Here is a 17,541-nt window from a genome sequence, read left to right on the forward strand (position 1 = left end):
CACGCCTCTGGAGACGCGGCTCCGGCCGGTCGTCGCCCCTCACCGGCCGGACCTCGGATCTGCCCGTTCAGGCCGTTTCCGCCTCGATTCTGTTGATCCACCGCGCACAGTTCTTGCAGGCTCCCCGCGACTCCCAGTGCGGCGTCTTCACGGCCGGCTTGCCGGTCTGCCTGTTTATGACGGTGCCACCGGAGTTGAATGTCTCCGAATGGAAGACCAGAGAGTTCTTCGGAATTTGGGACGCCGAGGTGAAATTGGACTTGTGCAGGTATTCATTCATCACGTTGACCTCGCCGCACACATCCGTCGGCCACTGGGCGACGGGACCGCTCCCGCCGAGCAGCTCATACATGACGGGGTGCAGCGTGGGGGTGAGGCGATTCGCCGTGCCGCTCTGGCCGACGTAGACGTCTTCCGTCTCCAGGTCGACAAGTCCGGTGACCACCGTCCCCGAGGTGCGGGCATGTTGGTTGCGGTACTTGACGGCCGCCGCCACGGCTTTCTGCTTGAGCCGCTGCCGGCGCGCCTCCCGCTCCTGCTCCTCACGGGCCCGATCCAGCGCGGCCTGCTCCTCCAGGTAGTAGAGCCAGGCGCTGTAGAGGGGTCCCTTCAACTGATCGACGAGGGTGGTCCTGACCTTGTCGGAGTCGTTCGCCCACTCCAGAGCGTTCAGCTTCTCCGCCAGGAGTCCGACTTCGTCCATGGACGGCAGGGAGTTCTTGATGGTCATCGTGCCGTGTATGCCTTTGACCTCCAGCTTCCGCGCACGGGCCCACTCCCTGAGCTTCTGGGGGTCGCTCGCCGCCGGAACCCATGTCGCCGCTTCCGGGGGTTTCGGTTCGCTCATTCTTCGCCTCTCTCTCAAGAATCGCCGCTGATCTTTTCGCGGCCGGACAGGTGAACTGTACGTCCGAGCAGAAGGAAAGAAAACAGCAAAAATTGGGGCTCCAACTCCCGCCACCCATTGATTCCTCAATGAAATCCGAGAAACAGCCGGCACATAATGAGCCTTCCTTATTTCGGCTCGAAGGATTAAAGGACGAGGATGGCCACACGACCACGAAGGCGAAATATTATGATTACTACTTCAATGGCACATTCACGTGCGTATGAACGAGATTCCGACTCTCGCCTCGTGATGTCCCGCAGGTGGTGAGAGCGCCGGTACGCCGGTTCATGGCACCCTTCAGGGATGAGTACGGAGACGATCAGCGCGGCGGCGGCGGGGACCTGGCGGCTCGGCGACCTCACGGTCAACCGGATGGGGTTCGGCGCGATGCGCCTGACGGGCAGCGCCGCCTTCGACCTCGGCACGCCGAGCGACCGCGAACGGTCGATCGCGGTGCTGCGGCGCGCCGTCGACCTCGGCGTGAACCACATCGACACGGCGGCGTTCTACTTCTCGCGGCTGCGCTCGGCCAACGAGCTGATCAACCGGGCGCTCGCGCCCTATCCGGACGACCTGGTCATCGCGACCAAGGTGGGCCCGGGACGGGACCCGTCCGGCGAGTGGCTGCCGCTCGCCCGGCCCGACCAGCTGCGCGGCCAGGTCGAGGAGAACCTGCGCCAGCTCGGCCGTGACCACCTCGACCTGGTCTACCTGCGCCAGGCGGGGCTCGACTCGATCGCCGAACACTTCGGCGCGCTCGCCGAGCTGCGCGAGGCCGGTCTCATCCGGCACCTCGGAATCTCCAACGTCCGGCCCGGGCATCTCGCGCAGGCCCAGGCGATCGCGCCGGTGGTGAGCGTGCAGAACCGGTACGGCGTCGGCGCCACGCGCAGCCGAGGGCTCCTGCGCACCTGCGGCGAGCAGGAAATCGCGTTCGTGCCGTTCTTCGCGATCGCGGGCGAGGGCCGCGAGTCGGGGGCGAGCGGCACGGACCAGGACGAGGTGCGCGCCGTGGCCCGCGCGCACGGAGCGACCCCCGCGCAGGTGCGGCTGGCCTGGACGCTCCGGCAGGGGCCGCATGTGCTGGCCATCCCGGGCACCGGCAACCCCGATCACCTGACCGAGAACGTCGCCGCCGCCGCGCTGCGCCTCACGGACGAGGAGATGGCCCGCCTGGACGCGCTCTCCGACGCCGGCTGACCGGGGACGCGCAGAGGCCGCCGTCGCGCCGCGGCGCCGCGATCGACCGCTCGCGGCCGCCCGGGGACCGGGACCGCCCCCCGGCGCATCCGCAGAAGGGCCGCCGGCTTCCCGGGGGAGCCGGCGGCCCTGGTCGTGCGGCGGTCACTGGTCGCTCTCGGCCTCCGCCTTGGCAGACTGCGTGTCCTCGCCCTTGCCCACCCTGGCCAGCGCCTCACGAAGCTGCTCGGCGGTCATCTTGGAGCTGCCCTCGACGCCCGCCTCATGGCCCTGACGGTGCGGGTCGTGGAGTTCCCGGTCCTCACTCATGACCCGTCCCCTCCTGTGTGCAGGCATCAGAGCCGCTGGTCCCCCACGGACGCGCCGCCCACACGGCCACCGGTCGGAGTTGACGCGATTTTTCCGTACGCATTCAGGCGGCGGCCGAGGCGCTGTCCGGGGGCCTCCACGAGCCGGTACGCCACGTGACCGAGCACCAGCAGGACGAGGAAGAACACCGGGAGGTTCGGGACGACCCGAAGCAGGAGGGGGTGCAGCAGATACAGGGAGAAGCTGATCACCCCGAGGTGGGCGAGCCACCAGGGGAACGCCCGGTGCCGCAGCCGGAACGCGAGCGCGAAGAAGCCCGCCGCCAGCAGGACCGCCGCGGCCCAGGCGGGCTCGTCGGCCACCAGGACGCCGCAGACGAGGACCGTCAGCAGGGCGGCGACGGCCCAGACCGGCCGGAGCGTGCCCTGCTCGGCGCGCCACACGGCGGTCCCGGCGAACATCACGGCCGCGATGACCAGGCCCTGCCCCGCTCCGATCCGGCTGCCGAGGATCACCAGCGCCAGGCCGAGCAGGCCGCCGACGATCGCGGCCGCCGTCCTGATGCGCCCGTTCGCGGCCACGGTCACGACGACGACCAGGACCACCGCGACGCCCATGAGCGCGGCGACCAGGTCCGCGCCGCCGTTGATCGTCGCGCCCGGCATGAGCAGCCCGAGCGGCACGGCCGCCACCGCGAGGACCACGGCGATCGGCGCCGACCTGTGCGCCTGCCGCACGGCGAACAGCCCCGCCGTCATCAGGTAGAACGCCATCTCGTAGGAGAGCGTCCACATCACGTTGATCACCGAGGGGACGCCGAGGAGTTCCTGCAGCATCGTGAGGTTCGCCAGCGCGACGAGCGGCGGCGGCCGGCGGTCGAGGTCCGGCGACGTCGCGAACACCCCGGCGTACGCGAGGAGCAGCGCGAGGGCGAGCGCGGCGAGCAGCAGCGGGAGGAGCCGGAAGACCCGGCCGGTCCAGAAGGCCCGCAGGTCGCCCCGCCGCTCCAGCGAGGCCGGGATGATGTACCCGCTGACCAGGAAGAACACGAAGACGCCCCACGTGCCGACGTCGACCCTGCGGTCCACCTCCGCCCAGACGGCCGGGAGGAAGGTCCAGGCCGAGTGGTGCAGCGCCACGGCCGGAGCGGCGATCCCGCGTAAGGCGTCCAGCCATGCCAGCCGAGTGCGGTTTGCTGCCATTCAGGTGACTTTAGGCGAAAGGTGCGGGTTCAACATCACCGCACCTTCCGTCACACCGCCTTACGGACGCTGAAGTCGTCGAAGGAGACGGTGACCGTGCCGCCACCGGCCTCGGGCACGCGCGCGACGATCCCGGCCTGACTGTGCGGCCCGGCCGGCAGGACCTGGGGGTCGACGACGTCGTGAACCTGCTCGCCGTCGATCCAGAACGTGAGACGGGAGCCCCGGCAGGCGGCCTGGAGACGCACCGCCCGTCCTGCCTTCGGGGGCGTCACCGTCACCGGAGGCGCGACGTCCAGACGGCTCCCCCGGTCGTTCCTGACCACCCGCGCCGTGCCGTCGAGGCCGAGCAGGAACGCGTACCCCGTCGGCGTGTCCTCGTCCCACCGGCACAGCAGCCCGAAGCCGCCCTGCCCCGCCGACCCCGCGCGCGGGTCGGCCGTCACGCCGACCAGCACGTCGCGCCCCTCGGCCGCCGCTGTCTTGGCCGGTACGGGCGACAGCGCTGGATTGTACGGATCGGTGCGGTCGGCGCGGATTGTGTAGACCCCCCGGTCGATCTCGTATCCCCGCGTCGTGCGCCGGTCCCCCGCCGCGTCGGGAACGAAGTCGTAGCCGTCCCAGTCGCCTCGGTCGCCGAAGTCGTCGCTGTAGAGGGGGGCGCCGCCCTCCGGGACTTCGCCGCCACCCGGTCCGTTCAGCAGGAGGACCCCGCCCGCGACAGCCGCAGCCGTCACACCCGCCGCGAGTCCCGTGATCCACCCCCGCCGCAGGCCGGAGGTGCGCGGCCGCCCCGCCGCACCTGCGGTCGTCGGAACCTCGTCCGCCGGTCCTGCGGTGGGCGGCGCGTCGTCGGGGACCGTCACGGGGAGCCCGGCGGCGGACGCGTCGCCTCCTGTCAGCGCGTGCAGCAGGCCGGCGGTGGTGGGCCGGGCCGTGGGATCCTTCGCCAGGCAGGCCTCCAGCAGCGGGCGGAGATCGGCGGGCACTCCGGACAGGTCGGGCTCGCGGGTCGAGATGGCCATCAGCACGGCCGGGACGCTCGGGCCGGCGAAGGCCAGCCGTCCCGTGGCGGCGTACGCCATCGTGACGGCCCAGCTGAAGACGTCGGAGGCGGGGCCGGGTTCGGCGCCGGCGAGCTGTTCCGGAGCGATGAAGGCCGGCGTGCCCGCCATGCCAGCCCCGCTGACGGTGTGGTCGTCCGCGCGGGCGATGCCGAAGTCGATGACCACCGGACCCTCGGGCCCGAGGATCACGTTGCCGGGTTTGAAGTCGCGGTGCACGATCCCGGCGCGGTGGATCGCGGCGAGGGACGTCAGCGTGGCCACGGCGAGGCGGTGGAGCCCGCTGCCCGTCCGTGGGCCGTCCTCGGCCACCGCCGCGGCCAGGGAGGGCCCCGGGATGTACTCGCTGACGATGTACGGCCGGCCGTGGTGGGATCCGGCGTCGAGCACGCGGGCCGTGCAGAAGGGGGCGAGCCTGCGGGCCGTCTCCGCCTCACGGAGGAACCGGCGGCGGGCGCCGGCGTCCATCGCGGCCCTGGTGTGCAGCACCTTGACCGCGACCAGACCGCCCGCCCCGTCCTCTCCGACGCGGACGGCGCCCTGCCCGAGGTAGACGGTGCCCTGGCCGCCCTCGCCGAGCACACCGGTCAGCCGATGGCCGCCGATCTCGCGAGGGTCACCGGGATCGAGGGGGCGCGCAGGCACGGCCGATCCCGTCACGAGCGGCGGTCGCGACCGGCCGGCTCCGACCTTTCCCGCATTCGTCGCGCTCCCCTGCGATGCCGAAGGTCCTCACCAGAACATGCCGGATCCTGCCATATCTGGAGATCACCCGAGGGCGAATCACGACGGCCGGCCGGCCGCTCAACCAGTGCGGAAGGACAGGCCGTGCTCCTCCATCGCCTGCCGCAGCACCGACATCGCCTTCGGGCCCATGCCGTGCAGCGCGAGCAGCTCGGCCTCGGTCGCCCGCGTGAGCTGTTCGAGACGCGTGTAGCCCGCGCCGGCCAGTGCCCGCGTCGCCGGGTTACCGATCTTGGGCAGGTCCGTCTCCATCAGGTCCTCTCCTCGGTGAGCTCGCGGCCGGGCCCGTCCGGCCGGGGGCGTACGTCGCAGTCCGGCAGGCCCGCGAGCACGCCGGCGAGCTGGCGGGCGTTGACCTGCGCGTAGTCGCGGTAGCAGTTGTTCAGCAACACGTGGGTCGTGGACGCCTGGCCGCCGAGTTCGCGCAGCCTCGGCGCCCACCGCTTCAGCTCGTCGAGGGAGTAGCGGTAGCCGAAGCGCTCGTGGATGTCGTGACTGGTCCACTTGTCGCTGTGCCCGTGGAACCGCACGACCTCCAGGTCGGACGTGGCCGCGACGACCGGCGGAATCGAGTCCGGATAGCCCTGCGGCATGTCCACGCACACGTACGGAATGGCGTACGAGCGGAGGAAATCGAGGGTCTCGGCCTGGTTCTCCTCACTCATCCACGTGTGGTTGCGGAATTCGACGGAGATCCGCAGCGGTTCGCAGCGCCGCTTGCACTCGAGGATGTAGTGCTTGTTCGCCCGGCCGATCGGGAACCACCGGGGGAACTGGAAGAGCACCGCCCCGAGCTTGCCCGCCTCCCGCAGCGGCAGCAGAGCGCTGAGGAACCGCTCCCAGACCTGGTCCACGACCTTCTGGTCGAGGTCGCGGGCGTACAGGTTCTTGCCGCCGCCGCTCGGACGCAGGTCCTTCGGCAGCGCGGCCGGCCGGGTCGGATGCCGCGTGAGCAGCGAGAACGCCTTGACGTCGAAGACGAATTCCGCGGGCGTGCGCTCGGCCCACAGCCGTACGGTGGCCTCGGCGGGCGGCGCGTAGTAGGTCGAGTCGACCTCCACCAGCGGAAACCGGCTCGCGTAGTGGCGCAGGCGTTCCTCCGGCGTCGTGACGCCGGGCGGATACCACCCCGACTCCAGCAGCGTCTTGTCGGTCCACGACGCCGTGCCGACCAGGATCTCCCCCATACCTCACCATAAGGAGCCTGGTCGGCCCCGGCGGTCAAAGAGGTGTGACGTACGTGACGTGTGAAGCGTTCGCGGGACTATGATGTCGGAAAATAAAGTGCCCTCGGTGTCCGGTGGCCACTGGACGAAGTAGCACTGGAAACCAGCACTGCGCGGAGCACACCGGAGGTGGCGATGCTGTCGACCTGGGCGCTGGAGACGTTCGGCCCGCGCGCCGAGCAGATCCGCCAGGGGGTGGCCGAGGCGCTGGCGCTCGCGCTGGAGAACGCCCAGGACGCCCAGAAGACGGCGCAGACCGAGCTCCTCCACCCGTTCGGCTTCACGCTCATGTCCCGCAAGTTCGAGGCCCTGGCCAGCACGTTCGCGGACATGCCCGACGTCGAGACCGTCAAGCCGCCTGGCTCGCAGCACGAGCTCGTCGTGCTCGGCGGCAACCTGCTGTTCCCCTTCCGCTACGCGAAGGACCGCTCGGTCAGCGTGGTCAACGCCAGGATCGGCGACGGCAGGCCGTCCGGGCTGGTGCAGGCGCTGTTCACCAGGTTCGGCCCACGGCCCTGGGCCGAGCAGCTCACGCTCGGCGGCGTCGCGGCCGCCCTGCCGGAGCCCGCGACTCCGGCCGCCCGCGCGCTCACCCGGCTGCCCGAGGGCACCCGCCTCGTGCTCATCGCGTACGCGTGCAACGCCAGAGCCGGCCTGCTCGACGTGTGGTGGGGCGAGGCCGAGCTGCTCGACCGCACCGGCAGCCTGCGCTGGCACCACTGCGAGCCGATCCCGCTCGCCGGACAGGCGCCCGCGGCGGAGCTGCCCGGGGTGGCGGTCCCCGTCGGCGAGGCGTCCGCGTTCGCCCGGGGCGCGATGCCGGCTCCGGCTTTGAATCCGCGCCCGCCGTACGAGCGCGCGACCGCCCTGCCTCCGATGAGCGAGGCGCCGTACGCACCGGACGCCGCCGCCGATGAAGGACGATGACCGGCTGCGCCTGGTCGAGGAGACCGTCCCCCCCGAATCCGGCAACACGGCACCCAGCCCGCAGGCCGTGGCGGACGCCTTCGACGGAACCCGCCTCACCCAGGCGCGGCGGCTGGCGGCGCTGACGAAGAAGGAGGTGGCCGAGCGCATCTGCGTGTCACCCGCCGCCGTCGGCCAGTACGAGGCCGGGGTCACCCGGCCGCGTCCCGATCTGGTCCCGCTCCTCGCCGAGGTGCTCTCGGTGCCCGCGGCCTTCTTCCTGCCGGGCCGCCCGCACGGCAAGCTGGACGGCTCGATGGCGCACTTCCGCAGCCTGCGCTCCACCAGGGCCTACCAGCGCGCCAAGGCCGTGGCCTTCGTCGAACAGGTCTGGGAGCTGACGTACGCGCTGGAGAAGCGGGTGCGGCTCCCCTTCGTGGACCTGCCCGGCTTCGCCGGGGGCGAGGTGCACTCGGGCAGCGCCCTGCCCCGCGACCCCATGGACGCGGCCCGCGCGCTGCGGGCCCACTGGGGGCTCGGCACCGGGCCGATCAGCCACCTGGTGCGGCACATGGAGTCCCGCGGGATCGTCGTCGTCTTCCCCCAGGCCGACGAGGACGCGGTCACGGTGGACGCCTTCTCCACCGCCAGCCTGCCGCGGCCCATCGTCGTGCTGACGCCCAACCGCTTCGACGACGTCTACCGGCACCGCTTCACCGCCGCCCACGAGCTGGGGCACCTGGTGTTGCACGGGGACGCGGCGGCCGGGGACAGCCAGCAGGAGCGCGAGGCCGACTCCTTCGCCGCGGAGTTCCTCACGCCGCGCGACAGCATCCTGCCCGGCCTGCCCGCCCGTGCGGACCTGCGGCGGCTGGCGGAGCTGCGCCGCGTCTGGGGCGTGTCGGTCGACTCCCTGCTGTACCGGTGCCGGGAGGTCGGCCTGCTGTCCGACTCCGCGGCCGGGCGCGCCTATCAGCGACTCGCCGCGCTGCGCGGACAGCCGGGCTTCGCCACCGAGCCGGTGTCGGGCTACCCAGGCGAGCAGCCGGTCCTGCTCTCCCAGGCCTTCGAGTTGGCGGCGGCCGAGACCGGGCTGACCGTGCCCGCGCTGGCCCGGGAGCTCGCCTGGCCCATGGCGCGCGTACGCGAGCTGATCGGCCTGCCCGCCCACCGCCCCCAACTCAGACTCGTTCCCTGAGAGCACGCACGGCCGTGCTTCGCGAGGACTGGAGCGATCACGGGTCAGACGAGCGGGGTGGGGTCGGCGGGGGTGAGCAGGCGGCGGGTGGTCTCCAGCCCCCACTCGTCCAGGCCGCGCAGCCGGTCACTGGAGGCCCGCAGGCCGCCGTACCGCTCGACGGTGCGCGCCCAGTCCTCCCGCCGTTCGACCTCCGGCCGGAGCATGAGGCAGTCGGGGTCGTTGATCCAGAACCTGCCGTGCTGCCATGCCCGGGCGACGGTGTTCCTGGTGGCGTTGGCCTGGCTGGGCTCGGACGGGTGCCCGCTCGGGTTCTGCCAGTACGCCGCGATGTCCGGGCCCACCCGCATGGCGTCGACCATGCCGACCGAGGGCAGGATCGGCGCGCCGCAGCCCAGCAGGTACGCCTCGGGACCGATCGCCTCGCGGATGAGCCGCAGGCCGTGGCGGTAGGCCTCCACGCCGGTCACGTCCTCGTGGCGGCGGCCCTCCAGCGCCCCCGCGTACACGAAGTCGATTTTGAAGTAGTCGACGCCCCAGCCGCGCATGGTCCGCAGCGTGTCCGCCAGGTAGTCGGCCGCGCCGGGGTGGGTGAGGTCGAGCGCGGCGCAGGAGCCGCCGAGGACGTCCCCCGCGAAGACCGGGTCGCCGCTCGCGGGATCGGTCACCAGCCACTCCGGGTGCGCGGCGTAGAGGGCGCTCTTGCGGGCCACGACCATGGGGGCGATCCAGATCCCGGCCCGTCGTCCGTGCTCACGGATGCGCCGGATCAGCCCGGGCAGGTCGTCGAAGCGGCCCGAGGACGTCAGCCAGTCGCCCGGCGCGGCCTGGTAGCCGTCGTCGATCTGCACGACGTCCACGGGGACCGCCAGGTCGTCCATGGCCGTGAGGTTCTCGGCGACGTCCTCCTGGGTGACCTCGGAGAAGTACTGGTACCACGAGCACCAGACCGTGGGCGACGGGCGCGGGCGTACGCCGGCCCCCTCGGCGACGGCGGCGCCCCAGCGGGCCAGCGCATCCTCCAGCCCGCCCTGATGCTGCACGTGATGCACGGGTGTGTCCGACGCGATCACGACCTGGCCGCCGCGCGGCCGCGCCTCGATGACGGGCACGCGGGAGGCGGCCGTCTCGGCACTTGCGGCACCGAAGACGTGGACGGGACCGCCGTCCCCGGGATCGACGGCCAGCAGCCCCTCTCCCCGGAACACGCCCTCGTCGGGGGCGGAGCCGTAGTGGCAGTCGATGACCAGCGAGTTCGGCAGGGTCACCCGATAGGGCGTCACTGCCAGGGGAAGCACGGCGGTAACGCTCCAGGACTGCCAGCCCTCCGCGTAGACCCGGGCCCTCGCCGGGTCCACGCCCAGGGCGGCGACGTCCTCAAATCGCGATTCCATCACCGGCCAGTCCATCTGTGAACCGGTTAAGGGTCAAGGTCCGTCTCACCGGATGGACGGACCGGGCACGCCCGCCGGCGACCGCTCAGGCCGCGACGGCGCTCTGCACGACCTGCTCCTTCAGCGGCGCCAGGGCTCCGGCGATGGAGCCGATCGTCTCGGTGTCGACGCCGCACGACTCCAACGCCCCGACCAGATGGGAGACCACGTGCTCGAACTCCTCCGCCGTGATGCCGAGCCCGGCGTGCGCCTCGTCCATCGACTTGCCGCGGTATTCCTGGGGACCACCGAGCGCGGCGGCGACGAAGCTGCGCTGGTGTGCCTTGAGCTTGGCCATGTCGACGCCCGCGAAGTAGCCCCGCAGCATCGGATCGGCGACGACCCGCGTGTAGAACTCGTCGACCACGGCCGCGACCGCGTCCGAACCGCCGATCCGATCGAAGATGGACGCCATAGCGCTTTCCTCCCGCGTGTGCGTGACCTCGTCGCCCACGATGATCGCCACTCTTCGTTACAGCCCGATTACCAGCCGGGAATACGTACGTAGCCGGGCACTCACGCGGTCGACACGATCGAAAAGGCCGCAGGCGGGGGCGGGTGCGGGTGCCGGTTGTTGCTCCAAGTAGTTGATTCTTCCTACTGGCGACGTGAGCGAGGCGGGGATAAGTTCCCACGCGGGAGGACGTTTTCGCCTTGCGAGACAGAAAAGCGTCAGTCAAATCCGGAAACGGTTCGCTCTCGAAATACCAAGCTATTTCGGGGTTGCCGCGCTTTAGGGCGATGTCTACCTTTGACATCGAGCATGGCTCGGGGGCGGGCGGCAGCAGGGGGCGGCGTGGCGGAAGAGATGGTGCCCAACCCTCGCCACGCACAGCTGGTGGAACTTCTCAAAGAGGTGCACAACCGATCGCAGGAGGTCGGGCAGGGATACCAGCGCGTCTACGCGTCGATGCAGTCGGGCAAGGTCTGGACGGGACCGACCGCCACGAAATGGACTACCGAGGTCGCGGACCGGCATCACCGCCTGGCGCAGCTGGTACGGCAGATGACCCACGCGATCGAGGAGGAACTGCACCGGCACCCGGCGATGGTGACCCGTTCCCAGGCCGAGCTCATCCGCCGTCAGTTGACCGGACGCCCCTGACCCCGAGCCACGGAAGGACGCGATGACATCCCCCAGCGGCGACTTCTGCGGCATCGACCCGGCGGCCATGAACGCCATGGCGGCCGACCTGCGCCGGGCGTCCGACCGGCTCACCTCCTTCGCCGCCGACTTCGAGGGGCTCTTCCGGGCGAACGGAGTGAGCACCACGCCGCTCGCGCAGATCGCCGCCATCGCCGACTGGGGCAGAAGCCAGGTCCCCACGCTGTCCGAGCGGGCCGAGCTGATCAAGGCGCTGAACGGGACCGGCGACCACACCTTCGCCCGCCTGCCCGACGCGCTGGACAGCTTCGCGGCCGGCCGCGGCCTGGGCCTCATGTACGGCACCGACATCCTCACCAACCCCGCCACCAGCGTCGAGACCAAAGGCGAGCTCGCCCACCAGCACATCAAAGAGATCACCGCACTGGCCAAGGACCCCGCCGCCGCCGCGGCGTTCTTCGCCACACTGCCGGCGAAGGTGCGCGACGCGCTGCCCAACCTGCTCATGAACACCGGCAGCCCCACCGCCAAGCAGGATCTCGCCGCCTTCAGCGCCGCCCTCGGCGCCGCGCTACGCGCCCCCGGAGTTCCGGCGATGGAGAAGGTGAAGGCCGAGTTGGTGAGCAAACCGGCGAACCGGAGCGTGGCGTGGAACCGGCTCGCGCTGCTCGTCGGAGCGAAGGCTCCGACGGACGTCCGCGTGGCCGCCGCCCGCGCACTCGCTCTGGACGACTTCGTGCAGAACCCCCGCCAGGACCGGACCGGCGCCGGACTCGACGAGACCAGGACGTACGGCTACTCCCCCGACACCGTCGCCCTCGCGCTGGAGGTCCTCGCCGGGGACGGCAAGGCCGCCCGGGCCGCCTTCACCCAGATGGGCGGCGACGGGGTCACGCTCACCCAGCTCGAAAAGATGAAGCGGTTCCTGGGCTACAGCAAATCCGTCGCCTCGGGTAACGACGTCGCCGACGTCTTCGGCCGGGTGCTGGCCACGGCCTCCGGAGCGTACGACGAGAAGGACGGAGCCCATTCGACCGAGGCCGCGAAGTTCGCCTTCGACGTGATCCGAGAGATGCCCAAGCTCGGCGTCCTGGAGCCGATGCGGACATCGATGGCCGAGATCGCGGGCTCCTACGCCACCGAATTCACCGAGGGAGCCAACCTCAGTGACGCCAACCGCACCCAGCCCAGCGCCTTCGGACCGGTCAAGACAATCGTGCCCGGCCTCAACCCGGTGTTCCGCCTCAGCCCGAAAGACACCGGAGAATTCGTCAGGACGTTCGCGGATACGGCTGCGCACATCAAGCCCTTCGAGGAGGGGATGGGCAACCTCACCGACAGGATCGTCAACGCCGCCGCGAAAATGGACAACGGCAAGAGCACCGACCATCTCGAGCGCGCGATGCGGGCGCTCGGCTACGTCGCCGGGATGCAGTTCGCGACGGAACGAGACGTGCAGGGAAAGCTCGACGCCGAGGACCAGGCCCGGGTCAAGGCGGAGATGTTCGCGTACGGCCTCGGTCTCGGCGTCGTCGGGCTCGCCGTTCCGGGCATGACCGGGCAGATTCTATGGGTGGGGGTGTCCAGCTTCTCGCCACTCATCGCCGAACCGGGGATCACTCCGGGCAAGAGCCGGATGAGTGAGCTGGACGAAAAGGATCGCGCCGCCTGGATGGCGCGGGAAACCTGGCTGGCGAACATCCTGATGTCCAACGGCTTCAAGGCCGAGGTCCCGCCGAACGACCCGCGCTTCTCGAATGCGCCGATCGCCGGAGCCGACGGCACACTGCTGCCTTTCTCCCAGATCGCCAAGAACAAGGAGGCCGTGCGCAACTTCGACAACTGGCTCATCGCCAACGGCTCCGGCGGCACGAACAAAACCCAACTCGGCGAGGCACAAGTGGTCGTTGAAGGGACTTTCGGAGGAGCCAAAGACCGCGCGCAATCCATGGGTCCATCACCCTACGAGTGACGGCACACCTCACCTCGAAGGCAGGCAGTCCGTCTCACCCTGCGCCGCTATCTTCCCCTGAGCCGGAGAGGAAACTGTGATTCGCGTGTGATATTGAGCGTTGACGGCTTCCTGGGTGGCCGCATTCACATCAGTGCCGATCAGCTCATAATCACCTGCGCCCTTCAGCGCGCTGACCAGCATGAGAATGACAGTCTCAGGATTTCCAGATCCGGCCCCGGACGTTGCCTTCACAGCATATGTACGCTTATATTTTCCGTCGCCACAGGCGATGTCCTTGCCGCCGGGGTCGGTCACCTTCACATCGACAGCGCGGACATTCTTCATAGTTTGGTCGATGTGAGTTTTGAGGACCTGGCCGGCTTCGGCTGCGGTTGGTTCCGGTTCGCTGCATGCGGACATCATCAGCCCGGCTGCCAGGGTTAGCGGGACGATAAGCCGCAGGCGAAGCGTCATGCAACCCTCCAGACAACCGAGTCCGCGTGCCACGCATCATCATGTCAACCGACCGGCCCATCGTACGTCCCGTTTACCGAAATACCTAGACTCCTATCAAAGTGAGCCCTGTTCAGCGGCTCTAATTGGCTCGACTCTTTCTTGAACTCATTCACCTGCAATGATGAGCGGCCCGCCTGCCGTCATGGGGCTTCCATCGACCTCTCATGCCTCTCGGAAACGCGAGACGGTGCCCGGCCCCCGATGGGCGCGGGCACCGTCATGGGGCGGGTCAGTGCCTTCCGGCGCCGCGCAGGGCGTCGCGGATCGCGTTGTAGGCCGGCTTGGGCTGGAGGTTCTCGTCGTACGGCAGGGCCGCGCCCTCACCCTGGAAGACGGCAGGGATCCAGGAGTACTTGTCGGTGTAGTCCCAGATCGTGATGCCGACACAGCGGCGGACGGCGAGGCACGCCTTGGTCACCCTGGAGTACCAGTCGGCCTGGGTCGCGAGCTTGGCCTCGTCTGCCGGCACGTACATGCGGATGTCCAGCTCGGTGATGGCCACGTCCACGCCGAGGTCGGCGAAGCGCTGCAGGTTCTGCTGGAGCGTGTCCGGATAGCCGTACTGCAGCGCGAGGTGCCCCTGGAAGCCGACGCCGTCGATCGGCACGCCCTCGGCCTTGAGCTGCTTCACGAGGTTGTAGTACGCGTCGCTCTTCGGCCCGATCGCCTCGAGGTTGTAGTCGTTCAGGTAGAGCTTGGCGTGCGGGTCGGCCTGGCGCGCCCAGCGCAGCGCGTCGGCGATGTAGCCGGGACCGAGCGTCCGGTAGAAGATCGTGTCGCGGTAAGTGCCGTCCTCGTTGAACGCCTCGTTGACGACGTCCCAGGAATAGACCTTGCCCCGGTAGTGGCGGGCCTCCGTGAGGATGTGGTTCTTGAGGATCGCGCGGAGCTGGTCGGCGGTGAAGGTGCCGTTGGTCAGCCAGTCGGGGAGCTGGTTGTGCCAGACCAGCGTGTGCGCCCGGAAGGACATGTGGTGCTTGCGGGCGAAGTCGAGCACCTGGTCACCCTGCGTGAAGTCGAACACGCCCTGCTGCGGTTCGGTGGCGTACCACTTGAGCGCGTTGCCCGCGGTGGTGGAGTTGAACTCGCTGCCGAGGATCTTGAGGTACGCCGCGTCGGAGAACTCGGGGTTGTCGGTGGCCGAGCCGAGGTAGCGGTGCGAGGCGGCGGCCAGCTCACCCAGGGTCTTGTCGTGGTGCCGGTCGGGGTGGGCGGAGGCGGGGGCCGCCGCGAGCGCGGTGACGAGCCCAGCCGCGGCGAGGGCCGCGGCGAATCTGTGCAGCATGAGGAAGGTCCTCCGGTCGGGGGTACGGGGTCGGACGTCCAGATGCACGTTCCGGGAATGCTTCATGAGCCGAAACTTTCGACACAATCCCCTAACTTTCTGTTGACGTACCTTACGAACTGGCCCGTCACGGGTCAATGCCGGACGGAAAATTCGAGAATTACCAGCGGAAACGCCAGAAGAGAGCTGACAACAAATACGGCCTATTCCGAAAGTTTCAACGAGAGAGGCCGTAAGGAGACACCCGGCCGTCGAACTCCGCGTCGTACCGCGCCCAACCGAGGAACAGGTATGTGGTCGCGACCGCAGTGACTGGTGCGCCAACGGCGGCGGGTCTGTCATACCCGGGAAGCATCATGGGCGGCATGAAGGACTGGATGATCGACTTCGCGGAGTTCGCGCGCGAGGAGTTGCCGGAGGACACCGCGGAGCGGCTGATCGGGCTGTTACGGCCCGCCATCCGGCTCTCCGCCGCCGAAGACGGGGAGATCGTGGTCGGGCGGCTCGGGGGACTCCCGAAGCTTCCGGACGGCATGGCGTGGCCGTCCCTCTCCAACGGGGGCCCGCCGCTGTCGTTCCTGACCGAGCTCGACTGCGGGGAACTGGCGCGCTACGAGGTGGACATCGCCCTGCCCGGCGCCGGCACGCTGCTATTCTTCGCCACGACCGACGCGGGGCAGCACCAAGTGATCTACGTGCCGCACGGAACCGCCGTCGCCGAGCGGCCCGCGCCCGACCGCGCCACCGCGTACGCCGAGCTGCCGCTCGCGGCGGTCACCGAGCCGAGCTGGCCGCCGCGCAACCACCCCGCTCTCCTGGATATCTTCGGGAGCCTCGATCAGGCCGAGGACATGGTGTGGCACCACGTGCTGGACGAGGACACGGGCGAGACCTTCGACCAGCAGCTCACGCTGTTCGAGGACGGAGGGAGGGATGGGCCGCCGCATCAGGTGGGCGGGTACTCCGACGGGCTCCAGAGCCCGATCGAGGCCGTGGCGGCGCATGCCGCCGGCACCGGCTGGTACGGCGATCCGGCCTTCCAGGAGGAGGCGCGGCAGTGGGTCACGCTGCTGCAGGTAGCCGAGGACACCAGGGCCGGGATGATCTGGGGCGACGGCGCGTGGCTGATCTGGGGTATCCGTAAGGACCATCTGGCCGCGCGCGACTTCTCCCAGGTCCACCTCTCCGTTCAGGGGCACTGACCCCGCCGGTTACGGACCGGGGAAGAGGGCCGGGGCGCCCCGGCCCTCTGGTCGTCAAGGTTCCAGGCTCTCCGGAACGGAGTCGGAGTGCCCCTTCGGGCGTTCGGTGCGGCCCTGGGCGTCGTAGATCTTCACCCAGCGGATGCCGGGAAGCCGCTTGAGCGTGAGCGTGATCTCGTCGGCGACGGTGAACGCCGACCCGCCGCTGCCGAGGGAACCGGTGAGCCGCACGTGGGCCACCCCGTCGCGGACGACGACAGAACGGACGCCGGTGGCGCCCGAGGCGACGAAGCGCAGCCCCTTGGCGTACTCCGCCCGCGTGGGCCCGGCGAACAGCCGCTGGAGGGCGCCGCGTGCCGTGGACGGCGGCGCCACCGGCCGCGACACCGCCGCCGTGTACGGCCGCCGCCCCGCCGCGTACGCCCGGGAGTCGAGGAAGTACGTCCGCACCGGCACCGTCCGGTAGGGCGTCTTGATGTCCACGACCACCCGGCTCGGATGCGTGAGGGTGTAGACGCGGTAGGACGCCTTCCTGCTCAGGCCGACGCCGAACGTGAGCTGCGCCTCGAAGTCGCCCGCGTTGACGACCTGGATCACGCCGGGCAGCGCGAAGGTCTCGCGGGCGGGCCCGTAGGTGGGGCGCCCGTTGTCGTCGTGGCCGGTCGCGCCGCCGAAGCGCAGCCCGAGGATCGCGTCACCGGCCACCGGGACCGTGCGGCCCGAGCCGTCGGCGATCAGCCGGGACACGTAGCCGGCGTCGCGCCGCGCCGGGAGCGGTCCGCGGAACTCGAAGACGACCCGGTCGAGTCCGGGCTGGTGCGAGGCGCGCACGTCGACCAGGGTCGCCACGCGCGGGGCCGCGTGAACGGCCGCGTACGACGGGGCGGGTGTCGCGGCGGCCGGGGCCGCCAGCAGGCTCACCAGCGGCACGGCCAACGCCGCGAGCGAGCGTTTGGGGGGCAGAAACATGAGGGCTCCTCTGCCGGGTTCCTTTCGCGAGTTGGGGGACCCGCGGGCGGGCGCAGGACCGGTTCCGGACCGGCGCCCACTTGAAGTATCCCCAGGTGGACCCGGCTTGGGGACGGGACAGACCTGTCACCTTCCACCCGGCTGTTCCGACCCATTGACGGCACGGTGGCCCCTATGTAACATCTGGGCAACCTAATGTAAGAAATTTGCAGCTCTAAATCGAGACTTTGCGGTTCTCCGCAAGTTCCGGCAGGAAGCACTGCGTCCGTGCGCCCCGCCACCGTCACCTTTCGCATGAAAGGACACGAGGTGATGTCGGCCACGGCAGTGGGCAACCGG

17 protein-coding genes are annotated in these 17,541 nt (G+C 70.0%); 6 read left to right on the forward strand and 11 right to left on the reverse strand.

The window, feature by feature from the left end; translation table 11 throughout:
• Positions 1-67: 67 nt before the first annotated feature.
• Complete coding sequence (locus tag QSK36_RS25560; protein ID WP_183543533.1) at positions 68-847, reverse strand: hypothetical protein; 780 nt, start codon at positions 845-847, stop codon at positions 68-70.
• A gap of 345 nt (positions 848-1,192) precedes the next feature.
• Here QSK36_RS25560 and QSK36_RS25565 point away from each other — a divergent pair, with 345 nt between their 5' ends.
• The gene (locus tag QSK36_RS25565; RefSeq protein ID WP_285784141.1) at positions 1,193-2,089 is read left to right on the forward strand and encodes an oxidoreductase; all 897 of its coding nucleotides are present in this window, start codon (positions 1,193-1,195) and stop codon (positions 2,087-2,089) included.
• 144 nt (positions 2,090-2,233) lie between these two features.
• Here QSK36_RS25565 and QSK36_RS25570 read toward each other — a convergent pair whose 3' ends face one another.
• The 5 genes from QSK36_RS25570 to QSK36_RS25590 form a co-directional block, all read right to left on the reverse strand.
• On the reverse strand, positions 2,234-2,398 hold the full coding sequence (locus QSK36_RS25570) for a hypothetical protein (protein WP_182900567.1): 165 nt from the start codon (positions 2,396-2,398) through the stop codon (positions 2,234-2,236).
• Positions 2,399-2,424: 26 nt separating this feature from the next.
• Complete coding sequence (locus tag QSK36_RS25575; protein ID WP_285784142.1) at positions 2,425-3,600, reverse strand: acyltransferase family protein; 1,176 nt, start codon at positions 3,598-3,600, stop codon at positions 2,425-2,427.
• Positions 3,601-3,650: 50 nt separating this feature from the next.
• A complete protein-coding gene (locus tag QSK36_RS25580) occupies positions 3,651-5,309 on the reverse strand; it encodes a protein kinase domain-containing protein (protein ID WP_285784143.1) in 1,659 nt (552 codons plus the stop codon).
• Positions 5,310-5,468: 159 nt separating this feature from the next.
• Positions 5,469-5,660, reverse strand: coding sequence for a helix-hairpin-helix domain-containing protein (locus QSK36_RS25585; RefSeq protein ID WP_183543524.1), 192 nt, complete (start codon positions 5,658-5,660; stop codon positions 5,469-5,471).
• Positions 5,660-6,595, reverse strand: coding sequence for a DUF72 domain-containing protein (locus QSK36_RS25590; protein ID WP_285784144.1), 936 nt, complete (start codon positions 6,593-6,595; stop codon positions 5,660-5,662). The genes QSK36_RS25585 and QSK36_RS25590 overlap by 1 nt, the downstream gene beginning before the upstream one ends.
• A 174-nt stretch (positions 6,596-6,769) precedes the next feature.
• Between QSK36_RS25590 and QSK36_RS25595 the strand changes: the two genes are divergently transcribed.
• The gene (locus QSK36_RS25595) at positions 6,770-7,561 is read left to right on the forward strand and encodes a hypothetical protein (RefSeq protein ID WP_285784145.1); all 792 of its coding nucleotides are present in this window, start codon (positions 6,770-6,772) and stop codon (positions 7,559-7,561) included.
• Positions 7,548-8,738 carry a helix-turn-helix domain-containing protein gene (locus tag QSK36_RS25600; RefSeq protein ID WP_183543519.1) on the forward strand — a complete coding sequence of 397 codons (1,191 nt, stop codon included), beginning with the start codon at positions 7,548-7,550 and terminating at the stop codon, positions 8,736-8,738. The genes QSK36_RS25595 and QSK36_RS25600 overlap by 14 nt, the downstream gene beginning before the upstream one ends.
• Before the next feature lie 44 nt (positions 8,739-8,782).
• Here the strand turns inward: QSK36_RS25600 and QSK36_RS25605 are convergent, their stop codons facing one another.
• Both QSK36_RS25605 and QSK36_RS25610 read right to left on the reverse strand, forming a co-directional pair.
• Positions 8,783-10,132 carry a glycoside hydrolase family 36 protein gene (locus QSK36_RS25605; RefSeq protein WP_285784146.1) on the reverse strand — a complete coding sequence of 450 codons (1,350 nt, stop codon included), beginning with the start codon at positions 10,130-10,132 and terminating at the stop codon, positions 8,783-8,785.
• A gap of 85 nt (positions 10,133-10,217) precedes the next feature.
• Positions 10,218-10,586, reverse strand: coding sequence for a group I truncated hemoglobin (locus tag QSK36_RS25610; protein ID WP_183543515.1), 369 nt, complete (start codon positions 10,584-10,586; stop codon positions 10,218-10,220).
• A gap of 381 nt (positions 10,587-10,967) precedes the next feature.
• Here QSK36_RS25610 and QSK36_RS25615 point away from each other — a divergent pair, with 381 nt between their 5' ends.
• Together QSK36_RS25615 and QSK36_RS25620 are read left to right on the forward strand one after the other, a co-directional pair.
• Entirely contained in the window at positions 10,968-11,276 is a 309-nt protein-coding gene (locus tag QSK36_RS25615; RefSeq protein WP_285784147.1) for a hypothetical protein, read from the forward strand.
• 22 nt (positions 11,277-11,298) lie between these two features.
• Positions 11,299-13,248 (forward strand): hypothetical protein, encoded by a 1,950-nt coding sequence (locus tag QSK36_RS25620; protein WP_285784148.1) that lies wholly within the window; start codon positions 11,299-11,301, stop codon positions 13,246-13,248.
• Between the two features lie 9 nt (positions 13,249-13,257).
• On the opposite strand, the gene QSK36_RS25625 is transcribed toward QSK36_RS25620, so the two are convergent.
• Entirely contained in the window at positions 13,258-13,704 is a 447-nt protein-coding gene (locus QSK36_RS25625; RefSeq protein ID WP_285784149.1) for a hypothetical protein, read from the reverse strand.
• A gap of 271 nt (positions 13,705-13,975) precedes the next feature.
• Positions 13,976-15,031, reverse strand: coding sequence for an endo-1,4-beta-xylanase (locus tag QSK36_RS25630; RefSeq protein WP_285784150.1), 1,056 nt, complete (start codon positions 15,029-15,031; stop codon positions 13,976-13,978).
• Between the two features lie 365 nt (positions 15,032-15,396).
• On the opposite strand from QSK36_RS25630, the gene QSK36_RS25635 reads away from it, so the two are divergent.
• Positions 15,397-16,233, forward strand: a complete 837-nt coding sequence (locus tag QSK36_RS25635; protein WP_285784151.1) for a DUF1963 domain-containing protein — start codon at positions 15,397-15,399, stop codon at positions 16,231-16,233.
• 54 nt (positions 16,234-16,287) lie between these two features.
• Here the strand turns inward: QSK36_RS25635 and QSK36_RS25640 are convergent, their stop codons facing one another.
• A complete protein-coding gene (locus QSK36_RS25640) occupies positions 16,288-17,202 on the reverse strand; it encodes a GerMN domain-containing protein (RefSeq protein WP_285784152.1) in 915 nt (304 codons plus the stop codon).
• Positions 17,203-17,541 lie beyond the last annotated feature (339 nt).

Origin of the sequence: Microbispora sp. NBRC 16548 (genome assembly GCF_030268985.1) — a bacterium.
Lineage (GTDB): Bacteria > Actinomycetota > Actinomycetes > Streptosporangiales > Streptosporangiaceae > Microbispora > Microbispora catharanthi.

Coding starts and splice junctions, on each gene's coding strand:
- QSK36_RS25560 (WP_183543533.1), bottom strand. CDS start 847: ATGAGCGAACCGAAACCCCCGGAAGCGGCGACATGGGTTCCGGCGGCG.
- QSK36_RS25565 (WP_285784141.1), top strand. CDS start 1,193: ATGAGTACGGAGACGATCAGCGCGGCGGCGGCGGGGACCTGGCGGCTC.
- QSK36_RS25570 (WP_182900567.1), bottom strand. CDS start 2,398: ATGAGTGAGGACCGGGAACTCCACGACCCGCACCGTCAGGGCCATGAG.
- QSK36_RS25575 (WP_285784142.1), bottom strand. CDS start 3,600: ATGGCAGCAAACCGCACTCGGCTGGCATGGCTGGACGCCTTACGCGGG.
- QSK36_RS25585 (WP_183543524.1), bottom strand. CDS start 5,660: ATGGAGACGGACCTGCCCAAGATCGGTAACCCGGCGACGCGGGCACTG.
- QSK36_RS25590 (WP_285784144.1), bottom strand. CDS start 6,595: ATGGGGGAGATCCTGGTCGGCACGGCGTCGTGGACCGACAAGACGCTG.
- QSK36_RS25595 (WP_285784145.1), top strand. CDS start 6,770: ATGCTGTCGACCTGGGCGCTGGAGACGTTCGGCCCGCGCGCCGAGCAG.
- QSK36_RS25600 (WP_183543519.1), top strand. CDS start 7,548: ATGAAGGACGATGACCGGCTGCGCCTGGTCGAGGAGACCGTCCCCCCC.
- QSK36_RS25605 (WP_285784146.1), bottom strand. CDS start 10,132: ATGGAATCGCGATTTGAGGACGTCGCCGCCCTGGGCGTGGACCCGGCG.
- QSK36_RS25610 (WP_183543515.1), bottom strand. CDS start 10,586: ATGGCGTCCATCTTCGATCGGATCGGCGGTTCGGACGCGGTCGCGGCC.
- QSK36_RS25620 (WP_285784148.1), top strand. CDS start 11,299: ATGACATCCCCCAGCGGCGACTTCTGCGGCATCGACCCGGCGGCCATG.
- QSK36_RS25625 (WP_285784149.1), bottom strand. CDS start 13,704: ATGACGCTTCGCCTGCGGCTTATCGTCCCGCTAACCCTGGCAGCCGGG.
- QSK36_RS25630 (WP_285784150.1), bottom strand. CDS start 15,031: ATGCTGCACAGATTCGCCGCGGCCCTCGCCGCGGCTGGGCTCGTCACC.
- QSK36_RS25635 (WP_285784151.1), top strand. CDS start 15,397: ATGAAGGACTGGATGATCGACTTCGCGGAGTTCGCGCGCGAGGAGTTG.
- QSK36_RS25640 (WP_285784152.1), bottom strand. CDS start 17,202: ATGTTTCTGCCCCCCAAACGCTCGCTCGCGGCGTTGGCCGTGCCGCTG.